The following is a 23,744-nucleotide window of genomic DNA, read 5'->3' as shown; positions in this document are numbered from 1 at the left end:
ACGACAAAGTGAACAAAAAATGTTAACATAAGGAATAGAAAAATGTATTCTGAATTTCAGAAAGTATTATTTTTAATAAAAAAATGAACCGGTTCACTTTTGAAACACAGAAACAACAAAATAACAGGAGGACATTTATGAAAGCAAAAAAAGTATTGGCTATCACGTTAGTCACAGCAATGACAATTGGAATGCTTGCAGGATGCGGGACATCAGGAAATGACGGTAAAGATAGTGCTTCAGATGGTGACAAGATTACATTAAATTACTGGACATGGTTCCCAAGTAAAGACCAAATTCAGGAAACTGTTGATGCATTTGAAAAAGAAAATCTAGATATTAAAATTAATATGACTGTAATGGAAAGTAAAACTTTCCAGGAAAAAGTTCCACTGGCATTGAGTACAGAAGAGGACATTGATGTAATTGGAGTTCAACCATCAGCATTCGCAGAAGAAGTCCAGGATTATCTGGCAGATCTGGATGAGTTAATGCCAGAAGTAGCTGGGGACAATTGGAAAGACTCTTATTCAGAGAAGTGCCTTGAACAGGGAAATAAACTTACGGGTGGAGACACAAAGATGCTGGTTCTTACGAATTCAGGATCTATGGTAGGTTTTTACAATGCAGCTCTTTTAAAAGATATTGGTGCAGAAGTACCGAAAACATTTGAAGAGTATAAAGCAGTAGCGGAGAAGTTTAAAGAAAAATATCCTGACAAGTATGTAAGTGTATTTGCAGGAAAAGACTCTTGGGTTGTAGATGAGATGATGCTGACAGTTCTTGGACAGCAGGGAGATATTACAATCAGTGGAGATATAATGGGGCAGATGTTGACAGTGATGAATTTAAGCAGGCAATCAATGATTTAAAAAAATATTTTGATGAGGGAATATTCTCAAAGGATGTACTTGATTTAGACTATGCAAGTGCTACGGAAGAATTTACAAATGGTGATGCGCTCATTTACTATATGGGATCTTGGGAAGCACCATTATTATCTAAAACATTAAGAGAGCAAAATGGAATTGATCTGGAAAACGTTGGAGCAATGGCACTTCCTACAGCAGAAGACAATGGACAACTTACAGTTCGTTCCTATATTGATTCTGGAATTGGTATCGTTGATTACTCAGAAAAGAAAGAAGCAGCAGCTAAATTTGTCGCATATCTTACATTAGGCGATGGAGCAGATATTTTTGGAAAACAGCTTACTGGAACTTCAGCTAAAAAAGATTTTACAGTGGATGAATCTTTATTTGATACAGATGAATCAAAAGAAGGTTGGGATACAATTGTTAACCTGATCAATACAGCAACAGCTGATCGAAACAACGTCTCTGGTTATTCAGATATTGAAGGAGCAGCGGTTCAGAGTGTACTAAATGGCTCTGCATCAACAGATGACGTATTGAAAGATCTTCAGACAGAATGGACAAGCGGAAAATACAAATAAGAGATAGATGATTGAAAATCTGACGACAGCATAAAGGCAGAGGTTTTTGGCTGCACGACTGGTATAGGACACAAGTGAAGCAGTTAGAAGCCTCTTTTTATATAGAAATTGATATTCTAAATTTCAAGATTAAAGGAAAACGGTTTTTCCATGCATTATTTTTTATTCCATCAATGCTTCCAATTGCGTTAATGGCAACTGTTTTTGGATCCATGCTTGAATATAAAAACGGTATAGTGAATCAGATTTTAAGAGGCGTTGGACTTGGTGCTCTTGCACAGCGGTGGCTTGCAGATCCCAAACTGGCAATGGGAGAGGTATGCTCTGTTTCGATTTTTATGATAGGCATTCCAATCATGTATTATACTGCGGATTTGACAACGATTAGCAGAAGTGTTATTCAATTTGAGTAGGATGTTTCTGTTTTTTTCCTTTGATTCATTACGATTGGCAGCGTTTGGACAACTTTTTTGTGATTAATAAGACAGATCTTGCCCCTCGGGTAGGAGCAAGCCTTGAAGTGATGGCAAAAGACTCCGAACGGATGCGCGGGGGAAAGGATTTTCTGTTTACATGTAAAATCAATATTCCTTGACATTTCAACAAAATAGTTTATACTTAAAATAGTTTGAAATTCAAAATAAAATACAGGAGAATTGAAAATGAGTATAAACAAACAATTGAAAATAGGTGATCTGACTGCGAAGCTCCCGATCATCCAGGGTGGTATGGGCGTTGGAGTCAGCAGAAGCTCTCTCGCAGGAGCAGTAGCGAAAGAAGGCGGAGTAGGAATTATTTCGACAGCACAGATCGGTTATGATGAGGAAGGATTTGAGAAGGATCAGGCTGCATGTAACAATAGAGCAATCCACAAGCATATCAAGAGAGCGAAAGAAATCGCGCAGGGAAATGGTCTTGTCGGTGTAAATATCATGGTTGCGCTGAAACATTATGCAGAGCATGTGAAAGAGGCTGTGGCAGCAGGCGCAGATGTGATCATCAGCGGTGCAGGTCTTCCGATGAATCTGCCGGAGTTGGTCAGTGAGACTTGCAGAACGAAGATTGCACCGATTGTTTCTTCTAAGAGAGCAGCACAGCTGATCTTGAAAATGTGGGCGCATAAGTATGATAGAACAGCAGATTTCCTTGTTGTTGAGGGACCGAAAGCCGGAGGTCATCTTGGATTCTCAAGAGAGCAGTTAGGTGAGATTGATACGATGGATTATGATGAGGAGATCCGTCAGATCATTGCCTGTAAGGAAGAGTATGAAAAGCGATACGAGAAGAAGATTCCAGTAATTGTAGCTGGGGGAATCTTCGACAGGGCAGATATTGATCACGCATTGGAACTTGGAGCAGATGGAGTCCAGATTGCGAGCAGGTTCGTGGCAACAGAAGAATGTGATGCGTCAGAGTCCTATAAGCAGGCCTATATCAATGCAAAAGAAGAGGATGTCCAGATTATCCAAAGTCCGGTCGGAATGCCGGGAAGAGCCATCCGCAACGCATTGATCGAGCGTGTTGAGAAAGAAAAAGAGCCTATAAAGAAATGTTATAATTGCTTAGCAAAATGTAATCCGGTAAAAGTTCCGTATTGTATCACAAAAGCGTTGATCGATGCCGTAAAAGGTGATGTGGAAAATGGACTTGTGTTCTGCGGAAGCAATGTCGGACGGATCAATCAGATGATGAGTGTACATGAGCTGATGCAGGAACTTGTGTCTTAGATAAATGGGAAGAATCCAAAGTCATATTGAGGAAAATTAAAAAAGAGAGAATAGTGTGAAACAAATTTAAAATATCACATTATTCTCTTTTTTTATGATATACTTAGATGATATCAGATATGAAATAATGAGATGATTTATTAAAACTAGAAAAACTTACAAGGAGCAGCAAGGATGAAGATGCAGAATAACGATACAAAAGATGAAGGACTGAAAGGAAACGAGAAGATTGAGGAAGCAATTTCTGCACTCCAGCAGGAACCATCTCAGGAGCTTTTGGCGCATACTCTGACGGTGATTCGAAGACGAATGAAAGAAGAAGGACAATTGATTCTTGCGGTAGAGCCTTCTGTGTCAGAACAACTGAAGATACAGGCAGTGAAGACAGCTGATGGAAAGAAGTGGTGGAGTGCATTTACAAGTTTTGAGGAAGAATTAAAAGGTTCTGATAGTGTGATGTCTACATTTTTGACAGCAATCGAACCATTATTCCAGTCTGCAGTACAGGAGAATGAGATTGAAGGTATCATTCTGAATCCCTGGGATCGGACAATCATGCTTGATAAGACACTGCTTCGACTGATTCTTGGAGAAAGTGGAAAGTGAGAACAAAGCGAAAAATGACAGCAGTTATAATATGTATTTTATTTACAGTGTTATTTGCCTGTTATGGATTCTGGATGAGCGAAAATGGATCTGGGACGGGATTCTTCCTGATCTGGTTTGTATTGGCTGCATTGCTTGGAGGATGCGCAGCGATTACATTTCTGGATGGATGGGCAAGACTTCCGATGTGGATGTTGTGGATATTAAGGGGAATACTGCTTGTATTTGTAGTTTCCTTTGTGATTATCGAAGGATGCATTATCAGTCAGATGCATGCGAAGGCAGATGAAAATCTGGACTACATCATAGTGCTTGGTGCACAGGTGAGAGCAGATGGACCGAGTAAGGTGCTGAAGCATCGACTGAACACAGCAATCGATTATCTGGAGAAGAATCCGGAGACAATCTGTATTGTGTCAGGTGGACAGGGGTATAACGAGCCATGTACGGAAGCGCAGGCGATGGCTGATTATATGGAAGCGGCCGGAATTGAGAAAGACCGTTTGATTCTGGAAGACGAATCGAAGACAACAGAGCAGAATATAAAATATAGTAAAAAATATATGAAAGACGGAGCAAGTGTGGGAATTATCACAAATGATTTCCATATGTTTCGGGCAATGCAGATTACAAAAGGTGAGGGATTAAAGTCAGCGAAAGCAATTGCTGCGGGCTCGAATCCATTGTATCTGCCAAACAATATGCTTAGAGAATATCTGGCAGAATGGAAGTATCTGATCAGGTCAATCTTATAAAAAGCAAGAAAAGAGAGATGAAAGAAACAAATGGGTAGACGAGAATTAGAAGAACGAATCGAGAAAAGAAGAGAGGACTTTGTAAGAAACAGTCTTCTTTCAGACGAATTTATTGATTTTGTACAGGAGAATTTAAAGCCGGTCAATACGATGATGGCTTATTATCAGTGTGCGATCATGGAAGTTGAGACGAAATTTAAGGTGCTGAGCGAACAGTATTCGCTGGAGTATGACCGCAACCCGATCGAGAGCATTAAGACTCGTGTGAAATCAATGGAGAGTCTGTTGAAGAAGATTCGTCGTAAAAATATTCCATTGACGATTGATGCAATCGAAGAAAATATTCAGGATATTGCCGGTGTGCGCGTGATCTGTGCATTTCAGGATGATATTTACAAGCTTGCAAAATGCTTTCTTGACCAGGATGATGTAATCCTGATTCAGAAAAAAGACTATATTGCGAATCCAAAGCCGAGTGGTTACAGAAGTCTTCACCTGATTGTAAAAACTCCGATTTTCCTGAAAGAAGGGAAAAAGATGATCACAGTTGAAGTTCAGCTTCGCACGATTGCGATGGATTTCTGGGCGAGTCTGGAGCATAAGCTTCGTTATAAGAAGAGTATTCCGGAAGAACAGAGTAAGTATCTTGCAGAAGAGATGATGGATTGTGCACAGATCAGTTCAGCTCTTGACGAGAGAATGCAGAAGGTACGTGATGTGATCATGCAGGCAGAGGAAAAAGAGGAAGAAAAAAGTAGCGGCGTAGAACCATTAATGCTTCGAGGATTGACAGAACGGATACGACAGAAATCTTTTTAAGGAAATTGTCTACATAAGCAGAGATTCGAAGTGAACAGTACGGAGGGGAAAACTATGATCAATCGAGAAGATATGCTGGCACTGACCAGACGAATGACAGTAAAACGGACATCGATCACCCGGATCGCCGGAAGCTATATGGATATAGATGGATTTATAGACGGAACATTTAACACCAGTTTTCTGAAATTAAGTCCGGCAGAACAGGAGAAAAATCTGGCGCTTGCGAAGAAAGTACCGTTTGCAAAGACGAATAGAAACTTGAAGGAATATAAGTTTTGTGATGATCGGAGAAATCAGGACAGCATGTGGAAGCTACTGATGGGGATGCGTGCCTGCGGTCTGAAAAATGATGCTCTGATGGAGACCTTTTATGAGATTATCGGGGAACATTATCAGGCAGATGAAGATTATGCAATCTATGTTTTTCATGACAGATATGACATTCCGGCGAAGGGGCTGGATCATATACGTCAGGGAGAATCAGAACGAATGTATGAATACATTTTATGCGTGATCTGTCCACTAAGCGGAGAATATGAACCGGGCGAACCGGAATGTGGTTTCCTGTTTCCTGCATTCGTAGATGGAGGCGCTGCAATGAATTATGTGGATATTTACCAGGAAGACGAAGAATACCCGCATGAAGAACTGCTTGAACTGCTTGGAGTGGAAAGGAAAAAGTTATGGCAGAAACATACAAGTCAGGAGAAAAAGTAAAATACCGGTTGGCAGAGGCAATGAAAGAATGCATGAAAAAAGCTCCGGTCGAGAAGATCACTGTGAAAGAGATCACAGAAGAATGCGGAGTGACGCGTCAGACCTTTTACCGGAATTTTCAGGATAAATACGATTTGATCAACTGGTATTTTGACAAGATACTGATTGAATCCTTTGAACATATGGGAGAGGGACAAACAGTCTATGAAAGTCTTGTAAATAAATTTCAATACATTCAGAAAGAAACACTTTTCTTTCGTGCGGCATTTAAAAATGACGACCAGAACTGTTTGCGTGATCACGACTTTGAACTGATCACACAATTTTATACCGATCGTATCGAAGGAAACACCGGGAAAAAGATGTCCGACAAGATTCGCTTTCAGTTAGAAATGTACTGCCAAGGCTCCATCTACATGACGGTCCAATGGGTTCTCGGCAATCACAAAGCCACCCCCGAAACCCTGGCTAGATTCCTCTCCGAATCCATGCCTGCTGAACTAAGAGACGTCTTTAAAGAACGTGGATTGTTGTAGACAGACCTTTTGGTGCAGATTTATTTCTACACACAAAAAATGTGCGAATCATTTCACCCCTTCATATATTCCGTAAATCTATTTCTATACACAGAAAAAAACACGCGAATTCTTTCATCCTTACGTACATTCTGTAAATCTATTTCTGTACACAAACATATTTGCTCTATGATTCGATAGAGTACAATCGAAGTAGAAAGGGACAGTGCAGCTGGTGAATGTGGAGCATACTTGCTCACACTTGAAAAACGATAGATTGTGTTAAAGAAAGGATCGATAGCTGTCTGAGCGGCAGCGAGTTTATCGATCCTTTCTTTGTTCTTAGCAATCTGTTGTTTTTCTTAGTATGAACAGTGTGCGTAACCCTGAGTCAGCTGCACTGTCCCTTCTACGAAGACAAAACTCTAACCCCAATCACAGGAAGAATTTTCGCCCGTGTACTAGAAATCAATTTACATAAGCTTTCTAAAGAGCTCTTTCAGATCCTCTACACTTGCATCTTTCGGGTTACCCGGTGCACAAGCATCAGCGTGAGCAGACTCAGCGAGGAACTGCAGATCTTCTTCTTTCAGAGCTTCCAGTTTTGTCGGGATTCCAACGTCAACAGAAAGTTTCTGAACAGCATCAACAGCAGCTTTTCTGTATTCTTCAACAGACATGTCGTCAACACCTTTAATGCCCAGTGCTCTTGCGATTTCACGGTATTTCTCACCTGTACAATCTGCATTGTATTCCATAACGATTGGAAGCATCATAGCACATGCAACACCATGTGGAGTATCGTATACAGCACCAAGGGTATGAGCCATAGAGTGGGCGATTCCAAGACCTACATTAGAGAATCCCATTCCTGCGATATACTGCCCAAGAGCCATTCCTTCACGGCCTTCTTTTTCATTTGCAACAGCACTTCTTAAAGATTTTCCAATGATTTCGATTGCTTTGATATGGAACATATCTGTCATTTCCCAAGCAGCTTTTGTTGTATATCCTTCAATTGCATGTGTCAGGGCATCCATACCTGTGGAAGCTGTAAGTCCCTTTGGCATAGAGGACATCATATCCGGGTCAACAACTGCGATAACCGGCATGTCATGTGGGTCAACACAAACGAATTTTCTCTTTCTCTCAACGTCTGTGATAACGTAGTTGATTGTAACCTCAGCAGCTGTTCCGGCTGTTGTTGGAACTGCGATGATCGGTACACAAGGTTTTGTTGTCGGTGCAACACCTTCAAGGCTTCTTACATCTTCAAATTCCGGGTTTGCGATGATGATACCGATTGCTTTGGAAGTATCCATAGAAGAACCACCACCGATTGCAACGATGTAATCTGCTTCAGCTTTCTTGAATGCTTCTACTCCGTGCTGTACATTTTCGATTGTTGGGTTTGCTTTGATATCAGAATAAATCTCATAAGCAAGTCCATTTTCATCAAGAATATCTGTTACTTTCTTTGTAACTCCGAATTTGATCAGATCCGGGTCAGAACATACAAAAGCTTTCTTAAATGCTCTTGCTTTTGCTTCTGTAGCAATCTCTTTGATTGCGCCTGCTCCATGATAAGATGTTTCATTTAACATAATTCTGTTTGCCATGATTTTCAATCTCCTTTTTTAAAAACAGATTTTCGGGAAATTCATTCCCGTTACTTTATGTTTTTATTTTAACAATCAGAAATAGAAAAGAAAAGTTACAAATAGTTAAAAATGTAACATTTTAGGCATTTTCTTTGTGAAAAAGTATTGAAATTTATAAAGAACCTATTAAATTATTGTGAAACAAGTACAGAAAATGGGCTAGAATACTAGACGAAATGATGAGAAAGTTGTAGAATCTAAATATCATATATGTGATGACTCTCATCTCCACAGGTGATGCGAGACAGAACAATTACGGAAGGAGACAGGCATTATGGAAAAATTAACAGACAACTTAAAGAAGGTAATACTGGCTGGAATCGGAGCGGTTGCTACAACTGCAGAGAAGTCAAAGGACGTTCTTGATGATATGGTAAAAAAAGGCGAACTTACAGTGGAGCAGGGCAAGGTTCTGAATGAGGAACTCAAGCATAATCTGAAGCAGACAGTAAAGAACAATGTGAATGTGAAAGTCAAAGTCACTACACCGGAAGAATTAAGCGAACTTCTCGACAAGATGACACCGGAGCAGTTAGAAGCACTGAAGGCTCAGATCAAGGCGAAAGAGTCAACCGTAGATTCGGAAGCAGAAGAGGTGGATGCAGAAAATACAGTGAAGATGCAGAAGTAGTTGAGGAAGATACAAAAGAAGAGTAAAAATATCAGAGAAGCTGCCGAAAAGCGGCTTTTCTGCTTTCTCAAGAAAGAAAAAAGTGACTATTATTTTAGGTCTATCAGCAAGGAATACAGGAAAAAAGAGAAATGTGTCACTGAGACAGCGGGAGAATACAGATATGAGTGAGAAAGAAAAGGGAACGAATAATTCAAGATTTAGAGAGATTATTTCTGTACTTCGAAAACATAATATCACACATGGCATCAGTCCGAAGAAACTTCGTTTGATCATGGAGGATCTTGGTCCGACTTTTGTGAAGATCGGACAGATCATGGCACTTCATTCGGACATTCTTCCGAAGGCATATTGTGATGAATTGATGGAATTATGCACGGATGCAAGACCGATGCCTTTCGAGGAGGCAGTGTCTGTAATTGATGAGTCTTATGGGCGTTCCTGGAAGAAGGTATTTGCATCGATTGAAGAGACACCAATCGGTTCTGCATCAATTGCGCAGGTACATAGAGCAGTCTTAAAGTCAGGAGAAGAGGTTGTCGTTAAGATCCAGAGAAAAGACATTTATGAAATGATGGCGAGGGATATTGATTTTATCCGTAAAGCAATCAAGCTGATGCCACCGATCAGTCTGAAAGGAATGGCTGATTTTGATCTTGTGCTTGATGAACTCTGGTCTGTGACAAGAGATGAGATGAATTTCCTGACCGAAGCATCGAATATCGAAGAATTTGCCAGAAGAAATAAAGATGTCAATTTCGTCCAGACACCGGTTCTGTATCAGCAGTATACAACCGTGCATGTGCTGGTGATGGAATACATTGACGGCTGTGGAATTGATGAGAAGGATAAGCTGATCGAAGATGGCTATGACCTGAAAGAAATTGGAAGCAAACTTGTAGATAACTATATCAAGCAAGTAATGGATGATGGGTTCTTCCACGCTGATCCGCATTCCGGAAATGTAAAGATCCGTGATGGAAAGATTGTCTGGATTGATATGGGTATGATGGGACGACTGACAGAGCATGACCGTGAGATGATCACGCTTGCGATCGAAGGCGTTGCACTGAATGATGTTGGTCTGATCCTAAAGGCGGTTCTCGGACTGGGCGAATTCAAAGAACGACCGGAGCAGAGAAAACTTTACGAAGACATTGAAGGATTACTTTTGAAATACGGAAGTACCGATATGGGCAAGATTAATGTGGCAGAGGTCATGACGGATCTGATGGAAGTCATGAAAGAAAATAAGATCATGATGCCACATGGACTGACGATGCTTGCCAGAGGACTTACGCATATGGAAGGTGTACTTGCCAATATCGCACCGGATATCAATATGGTGGAGATTGCCAGAGCAAGACTTGCTGCGGATTTTCTTCACAATTTTAACTTTAAGAAGGAATTGAAGAACACAGGAAGAAGCCTTTTGAAATCTGTGCGGAAGATGATTGACCTTCCATCCATGACAACGGACTTAATGGATGAATTTATGAAAGGGCAGTCAAAAGTAAACCTGGATCTGCGTGTGTCAAAGGATCTGGCATTTCTTTTAAGACGACTTGTAAGGAATATTGTTATGGGTCTTTGGGTCATGGCACTTCTGATCAGTTCAAGTATTATCTGTACGACGGATATGACACCGAAGTTTATGGGAATCCCGGCACTTGGTGCGTTCGGATATCTGATGGCAGTGGTGATTATGATCTATGTATTTGTGAAACATATTTTCTCGAGGAAGTAAAAAAAGAATAGAAAGCAAAGGAAAAGAGAGATGAAATTTTCGTCTCTCTTTTTTATATATTAGGAAAGTTCTTTCCTAATATATAAAAACGCTCCGCTCAGGATGCGCACTGCGGCGTACAAGGTAGGTGTCGCAAGCGGTCTACGTTTCCACTTCGGTCCTTGCTAAACAAGCGCCACTGGCGCTTAGCAACGCCGCAGGCGCAAGAATGTGCCTCGGCACATTCTTTGTTAATGAGAAAAATATATAAGTTAAAAACAGATAAATGAGAAAAGTTCTCAAATAATAAAAATCCAATTGACTGGATAATAGACATCCTGTATACTTACGAAGTTAGTTAGACTAACATGAGTTAGAAAAGTATAACCGGGAGCGATTACATGAAATTAAAAAATATAAAATGTTTACTTGCAGTCTGTCTTTGTGCATCGGCTCTGTTGGTCGGATGCGGACAGAAGACAGACAGTAAGACAGCAGATAAATCCGAAACATCGTCAGAAAGTGCACAGAACCAGTCGGATGATATACAAGAAGCATCCAGAGATGTTTTTGCAATGGATACCTATATGACCGTGACTGCGTATGGAGAAAACGCAGAGGCAGCTGTTGATGCAGCACAGGCAGAGATTGAGCGTCTGGACGCACTTTTATCGACAGGAGATGCAGACAGCGAGATCGCAAAACTGAACGCAGATGGAAGTGCAGAGCTTTCCGAAGATGCAGGTTATCTGACGGAACGCGCATTGGAACTCTACCAGGAAACAGATGGTGCGTTTGATATTGCGATTTATCCGGTGATGGAAGCATGGGGATTCCCAACACAGAACTTCCAGGTTCCGTCACAGGAGACATTGGATCAACTTCTTCCACTCACTGATGCGGGAAATATTTCTTATGACAAAGAAACAAGAAAGATATCTTTCGGTGTAGAAGGAATGAAAATCGATCTGGGAGGAATTGCAAAAGGATATACCTCATCCAGAATTATGGACATTTACAAAGACAATGGAATCACAAGTGGATTAGTGAATCTTGGCGGAAATGTGCAGGCACTCGGAACAAAGACGGATGGAACGAAATGGAAGATTGCAGTGCAGAGTCCCGATGACACAGAAGATTATCTGGGAATTCTGAGTGTTCAGGATAAGGCAGTTATTACTTCGGGGGGATACGAACGGTATTTTGAACAGGATGGTGTGACGTATCATCACATCATTGACCCAAAGACCGGATACCCGGCAGAAAGCGGACTTGTATCTGTAACAATTGTAAGTACGGACGGAACACTGGCAGATGGACTTTCTACTTCACTTTTTATTATGGGAGAAGAGAAAGCGGCAGATTTCTGGAGAGAACATAAAGATGAGTTTGATGCAATCCTTATGAGTGACGATGGGACGCTATATGTAACAGAAGGGCTGGAAAATGATTTTTCAACGGAGAGAACAGTTGAGATCATTCGATAGAAAAGTGTAAGACAGAGTAGATTTTGGAGGAAAAATGGATTTAAAAGAAACAGGAAAGAAGCTGAAACCATTTGCACCGGTACTTTCGGTAGCAGTTGTGGCATCCTGTGTAGCAGGCACCCTGAGTGGATATCAGCCACCGGTTTATGCAGCGCAGGAGCAAACGAATTCTGTAAAAGAAGAGACTACAAAGTCAGAAGAGCAGGAGCAGGCGGTAAAAGGTTCTTTTGATCTGACGGATGGTGTTTATAAGGGAACTGGAACAGGTTATGCAGGAGAGATCACGGTTGCGGTTCAAATCAAAGACAAACAGATCGTTGCAATCGATATTCTGAGTTCATCTGACGATGCAGCATTTTTCAAACGTGCACAGGCGGTGATCGATAAGATCATCGAAGGACAGACATTGGAAGTCGATACTGTTTCAGGGGCAACCTATAGTTCACGGGGAATCATCAGTGCGGTGAAGAATGCACTGACAGGAGAAAAAGACAGCGGAACAACAGGACAGTCACAGTCTGGTGGCGGCGCGGCAGCAGGAAGTTCTACTTCTGTCGCAACAGTGGAAGACCCGGCAGCATATAAGGACGGAACTTATTACGGAACAGGGACTGGATTTGGTGGAACACTGAAAGTAAAGGTTGAGATCAGTGGCGGAAAGATCACAGACATCCAGATTATGGAGAATCAAGATGGAAGCGAATACATTTCCAAAGCCTCTGCACTGATCAATACGATCATCAGCAGTCAGAGCACCAATGTAGATACCGTGTCTGGAGCAACGTACAGTTCGGTTGGAATCATCCAGGCAGTAAGAGATGCATTAAGTCAGGCGGCAGTGAGTGGAAATGGAGCGACTTCGGATTCATCTGAAACGAATGGCTCGAACAGTTCTTCCAGTCAGAATCAGAGTACATCCACAACCGGAACAGTTCCATACAAAGAAGGAATCTATTATGGAACAGCGGAAGGATACAGTGGAGAGGTATCGGTAGCTGTGGTGATCCAGGAGCATACGATCAAAGCAATTTTAGTCACAAAGACATCAGATGATGAAGCATTTTTCAACCGCGCAATGGATGTAGTGAAAAATGTGCTTAAAAATCAGAATACAGATGTAGATACTGTATCTGGTGCAACTTACAGTTCTAAGGGACTTCTCGGAGCAATAAAGAATGCTTTGAAACAGGCGGAGAAAGTAATGAATGGAGAATCCATTGAAGAGAAAGCAGATACAACGGAACTGGAAAATGCAGTCAAGTCAGCAGAAGCACTTGTGATGGAGGAGTATACGCAGAGTAGCTGGGCGGTTCTGAGTCTCCGACTGAATGATGCAAAAGAGCTGTTGGAAACAGCTGCGAATGAAAAAGTGGAACAGCAGACGGTTGATAAAGCTGTGGAAAATCTGAACCTTGCAGTTGCACAGCTTGAGAAAAAGAAGTCAGATCAAGAGGAAGAAGTGAAGACAAAATACATCGATGGAACTTATGAGGTGAGTGTACCGTGTAAACCGGATGAGGATGAAGATTTTACAGAGTATCAGCTTTCTATGAAGGTGACAATACGAAATGACAAAATTGTATCCATTACTGACGTGTCAGGAGATGGGGATGCAGCGAATGACAGCTATATCAAGAAGGCGGCAAATGGAACTTCAAGCAAAAAAGGTGTCGTTTCCCAGATTATTACCAAAGGAATGCCGGAAGAAATTGATACGGTATCCAGAGCAACCTGTTCTTCGAATGCGATTATTGACGGATGCAAAAAGGCACTGGAAATGGCTTTAAGACCAGAAGAGACGGAGGCGCAGTAGGATGAAAGAGTTTATCGTAAGACTGTTTAGTCTGCTGGCAATCGTCGGTGTCCTTTTCGGATATAACGAAGTGTTAGATGTCCGTGCGAAGGATGAGGAAATCGCAAAACTGAATGCACAGTTGGAGGTACAGTCATCTGGTGCCGGCAGTGATTCTGAGTCAGGGAGTGATTCAGGAGATGGAGCAGGATACAAGGATGGAACCTATACCGGAGAAGCGGATGGATTTGGCGGAACGGTTGCGGTAGAAGTTACTGTAAAAGATGGAAAGATCGAAGCGGTAGAAGTGACCTCCGCTGAGAAGGAAGACGGTGCATATCTTGCGATGGCGGAAGATATCATTCCGAAGATCATAGAGGCGCAGAGCGCAGAAGTTGATACGATAAGTGGAGCAACGTTCAGTTCGACAGGAATTAAAAATGCATCAGAACAGGCATTAGAACAGGCGGTAAAGTAGTTTGAAGAAGTTGAATATACATAATTTAAAAGCAAAAGAAATTAAAAAATTGCATACTTGGCTTCGTGCCTTGATTCAGATTTTCTATTTTCTGTTTCTGCCATCTGTGTATACAGCGGCATTTGCCGGTGTAAAATACATTTTCACACAGATAGGAGCAGGCGAGGCAATCGGGATGACCTCTTTTGTAACGGTGCTTATAGTTCTCTGCGCGTATACGATTCTTTTCGGAAGATTCTTTTGTGGATTCGCGTGTGCATTCGGAAGTCTGGGAGATGGAATTCATGCATTTTATCTTTGGTGTTTTAAGAAGAGAAAGAAAAAGCCGGTGCTGCTTTCAGAAAAGATCACAGAGAAGTTAAGCTATTTGAAATATCTGGTGTTGACCGTAATCGCAGTACTTTGTTTTGCGGGAGTATACGGAAAGGCAAAAGGGACAAGCCCGTGGGATGTTTTTTCTATGCTGCATGCAGGAAATCTTCACTTGCAGGGATATTTGCCGGGAGTGATATTACTACTTCTTATTATTGTGGGGATGTGTCTGGAAGAAAGATTTTTCTGTCGGAATCTGTGTCCGATGGGAGCAGTATTCTCATTACTTCCGGTGCTTCCGTTCTTTGCATTGCACCGCGACAGAGAAAATTGCATCAAAGGCTGCAGCGGATGCACGAAGAAATGTCCATCCGGGATCGGACTCCCGGAAGACGGATCACTCAAAGTCGAGGGAGATTGTTTCCAATGCCAGAAATGTATTGATACTTGTCCAAAGAAGCATATCCATACAGGAATCAAAGGTCTGAAGGGAAATGAATTCTGGTTTACGATTCTTCGGGCAATTCTGTTACTTGTAATTATGATCTGGGCAGGAGTGTAATAGATGAAGAAAAAAGATCTGTTTTTAGGAGGCGGAATCCTCTTTGCGGCATGTGTACTGTTTCTTGTGATGAATCTGATGCAGTATGTACAGGCAAAGGAAAGCGGACAAAAAGAAAATCAGGAAAAACAGGTTGTGATCAAGGTGGACGGAGAAGTTTACGGAAGATATTCTTTGGATGAAGATCAGGTGATCGAAGTGCAGGAAGGGGATTTTTACAACCGTGTCCGGATTGAGGATGGAAAAGCTTACATGGAAGAGGCTGACTGTCCGGATGGATATTGCGAAGAGCAGGGAAAGATCAATAACCGGACACAGACAATTGTCTGCCTGCCTCACAAGCTGGTTGTGGAAATAGAAGAGGTTGAGAATTCTGATGATTCTCAAAATGAAAAGGAACATCTACCGGATACAATTTCTAAATAAATCAATTGTTCGACTGTAAAGGAGAATGTATGAATAGAAATAAAAAACTTGCGAACATGGCAATGCTTGTTGCGCTGGCAATGATTTTTAGTTATGTGGAAAGCCTGATCCCAATTAATTTTGGAGTGCCGGGGATGAAGCTTGGAGTGGCTAATTTGGTCACTGTAACAGGTCTTTATTTTCTGGAAATTCCGGAAGTACTGGCGGTATCTGTACTGCGTGTGCTTCTGACAGGATTTCTTTTTGGAAATGGAATGTCGATTATTTACAGTTTGGCAGGGGCGGTTGTCAGCCTTCTTGCCATGGTACTTGTAAAGAAGATGGATGGAATTTCCATTGTAGGAGTAAGTATCACTGGCGGCGTCTTTCATAATATAGGACAGATTCTTGTTGCGATGGCAGTGGTGGAGAATCTGAAACTGATTTATTATCTGCCGGTTCTTCTTGTGGCAGGAACAGTGACAGGGTTCGTGATTGGAATTGTCGCAGGAAAGATTTTACCGGTTGTGAAGAAAGAAGCTGTAAGGACAGTATAGATATATACTTTTTGATTATAGGTTAGCGAAAGCTAACTTGATAATATATTCCATGCGGAAGCAGGAAAGCAGAACTGCGACAGGCAGGATCTGTATGTAACTATTTTAGTTAAAAAGGAGGTTTCTATGAAAAACAAAGAAATGAAAGTAAAGGCAATGTCCATGGCAGTGGCAATGTCTATGGTAGTAGGACTTTGCCCGTCAACCATCTTTGCGGCAACAGGAAGTCAGACTGCGAAGGATGGAACTTATACAAAGACGGCTCATGTAACCAGAACAGAAGATGACAGTGACGATGAGTGGGAAGAATATGATGTAGAAGTAAGCTTGAAAGTAGAGGATGGAAAATTCTCTGAGATTACAGTCACACCGAAAGAAGGATATGACGAAGGAAATGCAAAATATCTCAATAAAGCATATTCCAAATCAAAAGGATTTAAAACAAAGCTTGAAGGACAGGCTGCTACAGAAGATACAATTAACAGCTGGGATACAGTTTCCGGTGCAACACGTACTTCTGATGCAATTAAAAAAGCTGCACTTGAAGCAATCCAGTCAGCTCCGGTAGCTGGGGAGACAGTTACCATTGACACAGCAAAGTTGGAGTCAGCAATCGCAGCGGCTGAGAAACTGACAGAATCTGATTATACAGCAGACAGCTGGAGTGCAATGCAGACAAAATTAAATGCAGCGAAGGCGGCTCTGAAAGCAAAGGAATCCCAGAGTGCAGTGGACACAGCGGCAGATGAGTTAAATACAGCAGTGAAGGCATTGAAAAAGGCAGAAGTTGCGAAAGAAACGTATGTGTTGATGAATATTCCATATTCTGAATTTTACGCAGCTGATCAGGTAGCAGGAGCAGACAGTGTATCCTCCGCTACAAAAGCGAAAACAAGATCAACACTTGCAGCTGGTTCTTATCATGTGAACAGCGATGGAACAGATATTACAGGTATTACATATCCGGTTAAGATCAGTGACGCATCTGTACTGAAAAACTATACACAGATCACAGATGACAGCAAGCTTTCTATTACAGTGAATATGAAAGGAAAAGAGACAACAACAGAATATAATGGAAAAGATGCGTTATTCGAGAGCGCAAGCTATTCTTACTATATTTTAAGTGAGACTCCTTCCTATTATAAAGAAGCAACAGTAAATGCAGATGGTTCACTCAGCTTTAGTGAAGTGAAAGGTGCGACTGCACAGAAGTTGAGTGATGCATCAATTGATTTCACAACAGACACAAAGTATGGAGATTATGAATTAGATGTAAATGGACTTCCAAAAACAGTTAATACAGTATATGGAGTTGTGATCAGCACAAAAGAAGGAGACAACTACGGACTTCGTCATCTAGAAAATATCTGGAAAAAGACAAAACTGGCATGGAGTACAGGATTTGTGACAACATCTCATGGAAACACACTGAACTCAAAAGATTATGAAAAGATGATGGGTCAGACAATCAATAAAATCACATATTACACAGATAATGGAATCTATGAGATTGACGCAGATCAGTATGTGCCAGTTAAATTCAATGGGAATGTCGCAGCAGAGAATGCAGATGTTGAAAGTGGAAAAGTAAATGTAACTGTAGAAGGACTTCCTGGTGATTATCAGGCAGAATATACAGTTGAAGGTCTTGAGGATGTTCAGGTAAAAGACGGGGTACTCACCTATAAGACAAAAGGCGCTGAGATAGGCAAATATACTCTGAAAGTATTTGATAAATCCGGAAAATATGCAGATCTTACAACAGATTTTGAATTAACAACAGAAGCTGTACCAGTTGTATTTAACAGTGAAAGTGCAGCACTTGTAGCGGCAGAAGGATATGCAGCAGAGGATGTAACTTCTTATGTAAAGAAGATCAAATCCGTAACAGTTGACGGAACAGAGTATGCGGCAACAGGAAAACGTGCAGTGAAGATCATCAAAGAAGATGGAACAATTGATACGACTGCGGCTCCATTTAAGGATGCAGAAAATGGACATGGATTTAAGATCTCAGTAAAGGCAACAGGCTATGCAAAGGATTACGAATTCACTTATACTTTATCACAGGAGAGTGAGTATACTTACGCATATGTAGGACTTAGCTGGGCAGAGTACTGGGCTGCTGAAAATGTGCAGGCAGCAGGAGATACATCTTCTTCAGATGCAAAGGATTCAAAAGGAGAGTCTGACAAGGGTGCATTCGATACTGTAACAAGAGCTACCGTAAATCATGGACTTCACAGAGGTTCTTTCCAGTGCAACGCAGTAATCAAGGCGGAAAATGGAAAAGAGTATGCAGTAGAGTACTGGACAGATGGAACTACTGCAGTTCTGACAGACGGAAGCAAGATTACATTTAACAGAGGAGAGATCACAGAAGAATCCGGTGCAACAACAAAGATGACAGAGTATGATGTACTCGGACTGAAATATGTGCCGGTGAAAGTAAAAACATCTGATCTGGATGCACTGAAAGCAAGCTATCGTGTGATCGAAAACGGAAGTGAACTTGCAGGAGGATATTCAGAAAAGAATCTGGTAAGCTATACAGGACTGGTTGCCAATGTAACAGAGAATACAAACGGTCTGAAAACAGCAACAAAGAATGAGGATGGATCTTTCAGTTTCTCTGCAAGAGTGAATCATGGATCAGAGTCCGGAATCAAAGATCAGGCACTCAAGACAGCACCAACAGCAGAGGAAGCAGGGCTGAAAGTAAAAGAAGCAAGCGGATCTTATGGAGAATTCTTAAGAGTTGATCTGACAGGAAATTATGGTGATCTTGGATCAAATCTCCAGACTGTTACATGGACTTACTATGGAGATGACAGCACATATACAAATGTAAAAGCTACTTATGGAACAAAATTTGCAGCAGATAACTGGATGCACAAAGCAATGGGAATCCAGCTTGGACTGACAGATTCTCTTCGTTGTAAACTTCCGGAAGGAACGGATGGAACAGGATATTGGACCATTACACTGACAGCACTTGGATATAATGACGTGACATACAAATTCCAGGCAACAGAGGAGAACATTGTAAAAGCATCTGAGGATAAAACAATCACAACAACAAATCTTGAGGCAGCTATTGCAAAAGCAGAAGCCCTGAAAGAAGCTGAATACACAGCGGAAAGCTGGGCATCTATGCAGATGGAACTTCAGGAAGCAAAAGATGAATTGAAAAATCCAAAAACTCAGGCAACTGTAGACGAGGCAGTAAGCCACCTCAACGCAGCTATTGAAGCACTTGTTAAGATAGAAGAGCCGGCAGCAGTTGATACTTCTTCCCTTGAGAAAGTAATCAGTGATGCGGCAGCTCTGAAAGAAGCTGATTACACAGTTGACAGCTGGAAGGCATTGCAGAGTGCACTGACAGACGCTAAGAGCGCATTAAATGCAAAAGAAAGCCAGGAAAAAGTTGATAAAGCAACAGATGCGTTAAATACAGCAATCAAAGCACTTGTAAAGAATGGAAACCAGGCGGGAAGTCAGAATGGAAGTGCAACTCCGACTGTTACAAAGAAGGCAGGAACAACTACGGATGGATCAGCTTCCAAAGGAACAAGTGGATCAAAAGCTGCAAAGACAGGTGATCCGGCAAATGTTCTTGGCTTATTAGGACTTGCATTCTCCTCACTCGGAGCAGGAGTTGGCGGATTTGCATGGAAGAGAAAAAGAAAATAAAGACAAGAAAATTGAGAAAATTTTCAACAATTTCGCGAAAAAGATTAAAATAGTGCATTGACACTATCGCTTTAAAGTGATAAACTCCTAGCAAATGGAATAACGCTTTAAACCGATGAAGCGGAGATCAAAGTAATTATGCGCGCACAGAGAGTCCGGGAAGCTGAGAGCCGGATCGAGATGCAGGTTGCCAAATGGACCGCTGAGGGCACAGTCAAAGGATTTGAGAATCCGAGTACTCTGTGACGTGAAGGCATACGTCAGTTGCCGGAGATATGTTAGTATCTTATAGAGCGCATGGGAGCGTACCCGTGAATCAAGGTGGCACCGCGGAAAAGATTTAGATTTACCGTCCTTGACAGAATAGGAATATTCTGTCAGGGACTTTTTTTCTACCATAAACATATATTTCCTATCGGGATAAAAGAGAAATTCCATAAGAAATTGTAACTGTTCAGAGCCAAGCAAAATTTCATAAAACAGGTGTAAAATGCTTGCATTTTTAAGACTGTTTTTGAAATTTTATTTGGCGGATACGCCACACCGACGAAATGCGTAGCATTTTGGAGGTTGGCTCTGAACAGTTACAAGAAATTCATTTGGCAGCATAACTTCAAGGAGGAATACACATGGACAAGACATTAGAACAAATCAGATCCTACGCTGAACAAGGCAGATACAAGCGAGTTCCGATCAGCAAAGAGCTGTATGCAGATGCATTTACGCCGATTAGTGTGATGCGGACGCTGCGGGCGGTAAGCAAGCATTGCTATCTGCTGGAAAGTGCGGAGGACAGACAGCAGTGGGGAAGATATTCCTTTCTTGGATATGCACCAACGATGGAGATCACCTGTACCGATGGGCGTGTGATCATCAGCGAAGGGCATGAAGATGAGGATAAGACCAGACGGGAAGTTTTAACCGACCATCCGGGAAAGGTTCTAAGAGAAATTCTCGAAGCATATAAAAGTCCGGTTGTTCCGGGACTTCCTCCATTTACCGGAGGGCTTGTCGGATATTTTTCTTATGACTACATCAAATATGCAGAACCGACATTGAAGCCAGTCCTGGAAGAGAAGAATGAGACTTCAGGAAAGACAGCAGCAAAAACGGCAGTAAGAGATTTCCGGGATGCAGACTTGATGTTATTTGACCGTGTCATCGTATTTGACAATTACAGACAGAAGCTGATCCTGATTACAGGCGTGAAGCTGGAAGGTGATCTGGAAGAAAATTATACGAACGCGAAGCAGGAATTAGAAGAGATGGAACGATTGATCCGAAGCGGGGCTCAGGCAGATTTCCGACCACTTGTTTTAGAAGAAGAGTTCCATCCGGGAGTGGATAAAGAAGATTATTGCAAGATGGTTGAGAAAGCTAAGGAATACATTTATGAAGGTGATATTTTCCAGGTCGTTTTATCCAATCCGCTGACAGCGAAGGCAAAAGGAAGTCTTTTTGATACCTACCGGGTGCTTCGAACCTCGAATCCATCTCCGTATATGTTCTACTTTTCAAGTGATGATATTGAGGTGGCAGGGGCTTCACCGGAAACGCTGGCGAAGTTAGAAAACGGACAGGTGTGCACTTTTCCTCTTGCCGGTACAAGGAAGCGAGGAGTGACCGAAGAGGAAGATCAGGAATTGGAGAAAGAGCTACTTGCAGACGAGAAAGAGCTTGCAGAGCACAACATGCTTGTAGATCTTGGGCGAAATGATGTCGGCAAGATCAGCCAGCCGGGAACAGTTAAAGTTGATAAATATATGGAAATCCAGAGATATTCCCATGTAATGCATATTGGTTCCACCGTGACAGGCAAGATTCGGAAAGATAAAGATGCACTGGACGTAGTAGATGCGATTCTTCCGGCAGGAACGCTTTCCGGAGCACCGAAGATCCGCGCATGTGAGATTATCGCAGAACTTGAACAGGAGAAAAGAGGCATCTACGGAGGGGCAGTCGGCTATCTCGATTTTGCAGGAAATGTAGATACATGCATTTCCATCCGTCTTGCTTATAAGAAAAATGGATACATTCGTGTACAGTCAGGAGCCGGAATCGTAGCAGACAGTATCCCGGAAAATGAATTCCAGGAGTGTTTAAATAAGGCAGGGGCAGTGCTTCAGGCAGTGGAAACTGCGAAAGGAGGATTGGAATGATACTATTACTTGATAATTATGACAGTTTTACATATAACCTGTATCAGTTTATCGCAGGAGTAGAATCAAAAAGAGGTGACATGCAAAAAGATCAGATTGATTCAGAAGTGAAAGTAATACGAAATGATCAAATCACACCGGAAAAGATTCTGGAACTTGCGCCCGAGGCGCTGGTAATCTCACCTGGGCCGGGAAAACCTTCTGATGCCGGAATCTGTATCGAAGCAATTCAGAAGCTGAAAGGAAAGATTCCAATGCTCGGGGTATGTCTCGGACATCAGGCGATGGCGGAAGCATTTGGAGCAACCGTAGGTCACGCCGGACAGCTGATGCATGGGAAGACTTCAAAGCTGAAAGATGTAAAGACAGACAGTGTCCTGTTTCAGAATCTGACATTTCCAATCCAGGTGGCAAGATATCATTCGCTTGCAGTAAAGGAAGAGACACTGCCGGAAGAACTGGTTGTGACAGCGCGAAGCGAGGATAACGAGATCATGGCGATGGAACACAGAGAATATCCGATCTTTGGGTTACAGTTTCATCCGGAATCCGTGATGACACCGCAGGGACTTCAGATGATAGAGAACTTTATTGACTATGCAAAAGCATTGAAGGAGAATTAAGAAATGATCAAAGAAGCAATTATAAAATTATCAAAGAAAGAAAATCTCACCTATACAGAAGCAGAAGAAGTAATGAATGAGATTATGGAAGGAAAGGCATCGGATGTTCAGAAGTCAGCATATCTGACAGCACTTTCCATGAAAGGTGAGACAATCGATGAGATCACAGCATCAGCAGCGGGAATGCGTGCACACTGCATCAAGCTTTTGCATGACATGGATGTGCTGGAAATCGTAGGAACAGGGGGAGACGGAGCAAATTCATTTAACATTTCAACAACATCCTCCCTTGTGATTGCGGCAGCAGGAATCCCGGTCGCAAAGCATGGTAACCGTGCAGCATCTTCTAAGTCCGGTGCGGCAGATGTACTTGAAGCACTTGGAGTGAAGATCGATGTCGCACCGGAGCGCAGCACACAGCTTCTCAAAGATATTCAGATCTGTTTCTTATTTGCACAGAATTATCATATTGCGATGAAATATGTCGGACCGATCCGTAAAGAACTTGGTATCCGTACCGTATTCAATATTCTTGGGCCACTGTCCAATCCGGCAGGAGCGAACATGGAACTGATGGGAGTTTATGATGAAAGCCTTGTAGAGCCACTTGCAAGAGTCATGGCGAATCTCGGAGTCGTTCGCGGAATGGTCGTTTACGGACAGGATAAGTTAGATGAGATTTCCATGTGTGCACCGACTACAGTCTGTGAGATTAAAGACGGAACATTTACAAGCTATGAGATCACACCGGAGCAGTTTGGTTATGAGAGATGCGAAAAAGGTGCACTGACAGGAGGAACACCTCAGGAAAACGCACAGATCACATTGGATATCATTTCAGGAAAAGAGCAGGGAGCAAAGAGGAATGCAGTTTGCCTGAATGCAGGAGCAGCAATCTATCTTGCAGGAAAAGCAGATTCAATCGAAGCAGGTGTAAGAAAAGCAGAACAGATCATTGACGAAGGACTTGCACTGAAGAAGCTGGAGCAGTTTAAAGAAGAAAGTAATAAATAAAAAGTCTGATCCCCGGCTATGCAGGGGAGAATGGAAGAAGCAA

Annotated in this window: 22 protein-coding genes; 21 read left to right on the top strand and 1 reads right to left on the bottom strand. The window is 42.0% G+C overall.

All coding sequences use genetic code 11. From position 1 onward, the window contains the following. Nucleotides 1-137: 137 nt before the first annotated feature. The 9 genes from DXB52_RS09695 (at nt 138) to DXB52_RS09650 (ending at nt 6,619) form a co-directional block, all read left to right on the top strand. Nucleotides 138-872, top strand: coding sequence for an extracellular solute-binding protein (locus DXB52_RS09695; protein WP_181989191.1), 735 nt, complete (start codon nt 138-140; stop codon nt 870-872). Beyond that, nucleotides 860-1,456, top strand: coding sequence for an extracellular solute-binding protein (locus DXB52_RS09690; protein ID WP_472520075.1), 597 nt, complete (start codon nt 860-862; stop codon nt 1,454-1,456). Before DXB52_RS09695 ends, DXB52_RS09690 begins: the two co-directional genes overlap by 13 nt. A 74-nt stretch (nt 1,457-1,530) precedes the next feature. Beyond that, nucleotides 1,531-1,869: a sugar ABC transporter permease gene (locus tag DXB52_RS09685; protein WP_118107123.1), complete on the top strand. Its 339-nt coding sequence runs from the start codon at nt 1,531-1,533 to the stop codon at nt 1,867-1,869. A 249-nt stretch (nt 1,870-2,118) separates the two neighbouring features. Beyond that, nucleotides 2,119-3,183: an NAD(P)H-dependent flavin oxidoreductase gene (locus DXB52_RS09675; protein WP_181989190.1), complete on the top strand. Its 1,065-nt coding sequence runs from the start codon at nt 2,119-2,121 to the stop codon at nt 3,181-3,183. A gap of 174 nt (nt 3,184-3,357) precedes the next feature. Beyond that, a complete protein-coding gene (locus tag DXB52_RS09670) occupies nt 3,358-3,789 on the top strand; it encodes an SseB family protein (protein ID WP_117890319.1) in 432 nt (143 codons plus the stop codon). After that, nucleotides 3,786-4,544: a YdcF family protein gene (locus tag DXB52_RS09665; RefSeq protein WP_270370368.1), complete on the top strand. Its 759-nt coding sequence runs from the start codon at nt 3,786-3,788 to the stop codon at nt 4,542-4,544. Before DXB52_RS09670 ends, DXB52_RS09665 begins: the two co-directional genes overlap by 4 nt. A gap of 30 nt (nt 4,545-4,574) precedes the next feature. Continuing rightward, nucleotides 4,575-5,363 carry a GTP pyrophosphokinase gene (locus DXB52_RS09660; protein WP_118107121.1) on the top strand — a complete coding sequence of 263 codons (789 nt, stop codon included), beginning with the start codon at nt 4,575-4,577 and terminating at the stop codon, nt 5,361-5,363. Between the two features lie 54 nt (nt 5,364-5,417). Continuing rightward, complete coding sequence (locus tag DXB52_RS09655) at nt 5,418-6,083, top strand: DUF4317 family protein (RefSeq protein WP_118107119.1); 666 nt, start codon at nt 5,418-5,420, stop codon at nt 6,081-6,083. Between the two features lie 8 nt (nt 6,084-6,091). Then, the gene (locus DXB52_RS09650) at nt 6,092-6,619 is read left to right on the top strand and encodes a TetR/AcrR family transcriptional regulator C-terminal domain-containing protein (protein ID WP_472520074.1); all 528 of its coding nucleotides are present in this window, start codon (nt 6,092-6,094) and stop codon (nt 6,617-6,619) included. Between the two features lie 452 nt (nt 6,620-7,071). Here DXB52_RS09650 and fucO read toward each other — a convergent pair whose 3' ends face one another. Further along, nucleotides 7,072-8,217 (bottom strand): lactaldehyde reductase, encoded by a 1,146-nt coding sequence (fucO, locus tag DXB52_RS09645; protein WP_118107117.1) that lies wholly within the window; start codon nt 8,215-8,217, stop codon nt 7,072-7,074. Between the two features lie 316 nt (nt 8,218-8,533). Here fucO and DXB52_RS09640 point away from each other — a divergent pair, with 316 nt between their 5' ends. From DXB52_RS09640 to trpD, 12 genes are all read left to right on the top strand, one after another. Then, a complete protein-coding gene (locus DXB52_RS09640; RefSeq protein ID WP_118107115.1) occupies nt 8,534-8,890 on the top strand; it encodes a hypothetical protein in 357 nt (118 codons plus the stop codon). 163 nt (nt 8,891-9,053) lie between these two features. After that, nucleotides 9,054-10,637, top strand: coding sequence for an ABC1 kinase family protein (locus tag DXB52_RS09635; protein WP_118107113.1), 1,584 nt, complete (start codon nt 9,054-9,056; stop codon nt 10,635-10,637). 380 nt (nt 10,638-11,017) lie between these two features. Further along, on the top strand, nt 11,018-12,103 hold the full coding sequence (locus tag DXB52_RS09630; protein ID WP_015528126.1) for an FAD:protein FMN transferase: 1,086 nt from the start codon (nt 11,018-11,020) through the stop codon (nt 12,101-12,103). 34 nt (nt 12,104-12,137) lie between these two features. Further along, complete coding sequence (locus DXB52_RS09625) at nt 12,138-13,916, top strand: FMN-binding protein (protein ID WP_118107111.1); 1,779 nt, start codon at nt 12,138-12,140, stop codon at nt 13,914-13,916. A 1-nt stretch (nt 13,917) separates the two neighbouring features. Next, nucleotides 13,918-14,373: an FMN-binding protein gene (locus DXB52_RS09620; protein WP_117960469.1), complete on the top strand. Its 456-nt coding sequence runs from the start codon at nt 13,918-13,920 to the stop codon at nt 14,371-14,373. A 49-nt stretch (nt 14,374-14,422) separates the two neighbouring features. Then, nucleotides 14,423-15,247: a 4Fe-4S binding protein gene (locus tag DXB52_RS09615; RefSeq protein ID WP_472520073.1), complete on the top strand. Its 825-nt coding sequence runs from the start codon at nt 14,423-14,425 to the stop codon at nt 15,245-15,247. Between the two features lie 3 nt (nt 15,248-15,250). After that, nucleotides 15,251-15,673, top strand: a complete 423-nt coding sequence (locus tag DXB52_RS09610) for a NusG domain II-containing protein (RefSeq protein WP_118107109.1) — start codon at nt 15,251-15,253, stop codon at nt 15,671-15,673. 29 nt (nt 15,674-15,702) lie between these two features. Next, nucleotides 15,703-16,209: a Gx transporter family protein gene (locus tag DXB52_RS09605; protein WP_015528122.1), complete on the top strand. Its 507-nt coding sequence runs from the start codon at nt 15,703-15,705 to the stop codon at nt 16,207-16,209. A 126-nt stretch (nt 16,210-16,335) separates the two neighbouring features. Continuing rightward, a complete protein-coding gene (locus DXB52_RS09600) occupies nt 16,336-19,905 on the top strand; it encodes a penicillin-binding Tp47 domain C-containing protein (protein WP_118107107.1) in 3,570 nt (1,189 codons plus the stop codon). Nucleotides 19,906-20,534: 629 nt separating this feature from the next. Then, nucleotides 20,535-22,064 (top strand): anthranilate synthase component I, encoded by a 1,530-nt coding sequence (gene trpE / locus DXB52_RS09595; RefSeq protein WP_118107104.1) that lies wholly within the window; start codon nt 20,535-20,537, stop codon nt 22,062-22,064. Further along, nucleotides 22,061-22,687: an anthranilate synthase component II gene (locus DXB52_RS09590; RefSeq protein ID WP_118107102.1), complete on the top strand. Its 627-nt coding sequence runs from the start codon at nt 22,061-22,063 to the stop codon at nt 22,685-22,687. Before trpE ends, DXB52_RS09590 begins: the two co-directional genes overlap by 4 nt. A gap of 3 nt (nt 22,688-22,690) precedes the next feature. Beyond that, nucleotides 22,691-23,701 (top strand): anthranilate phosphoribosyltransferase, encoded by a 1,011-nt coding sequence (gene trpD / locus DXB52_RS09585; protein WP_117579784.1) that lies wholly within the window; start codon nt 22,691-22,693, stop codon nt 23,699-23,701. Nucleotides 23,702-23,744: the final 43 nt, after the last annotated feature.

The sequence above is a fragment of the Ruminococcus sp. OM04-4AA genome (assembly GCF_003462585.1).
Taxonomy (GTDB): Bacteria; Bacillota; Clostridia; order Lachnospirales; family Lachnospiraceae; genus Mediterraneibacter; species Mediterraneibacter faecis.
This window is presented reverse-complemented; position numbering and strand designations above follow the sequence as displayed.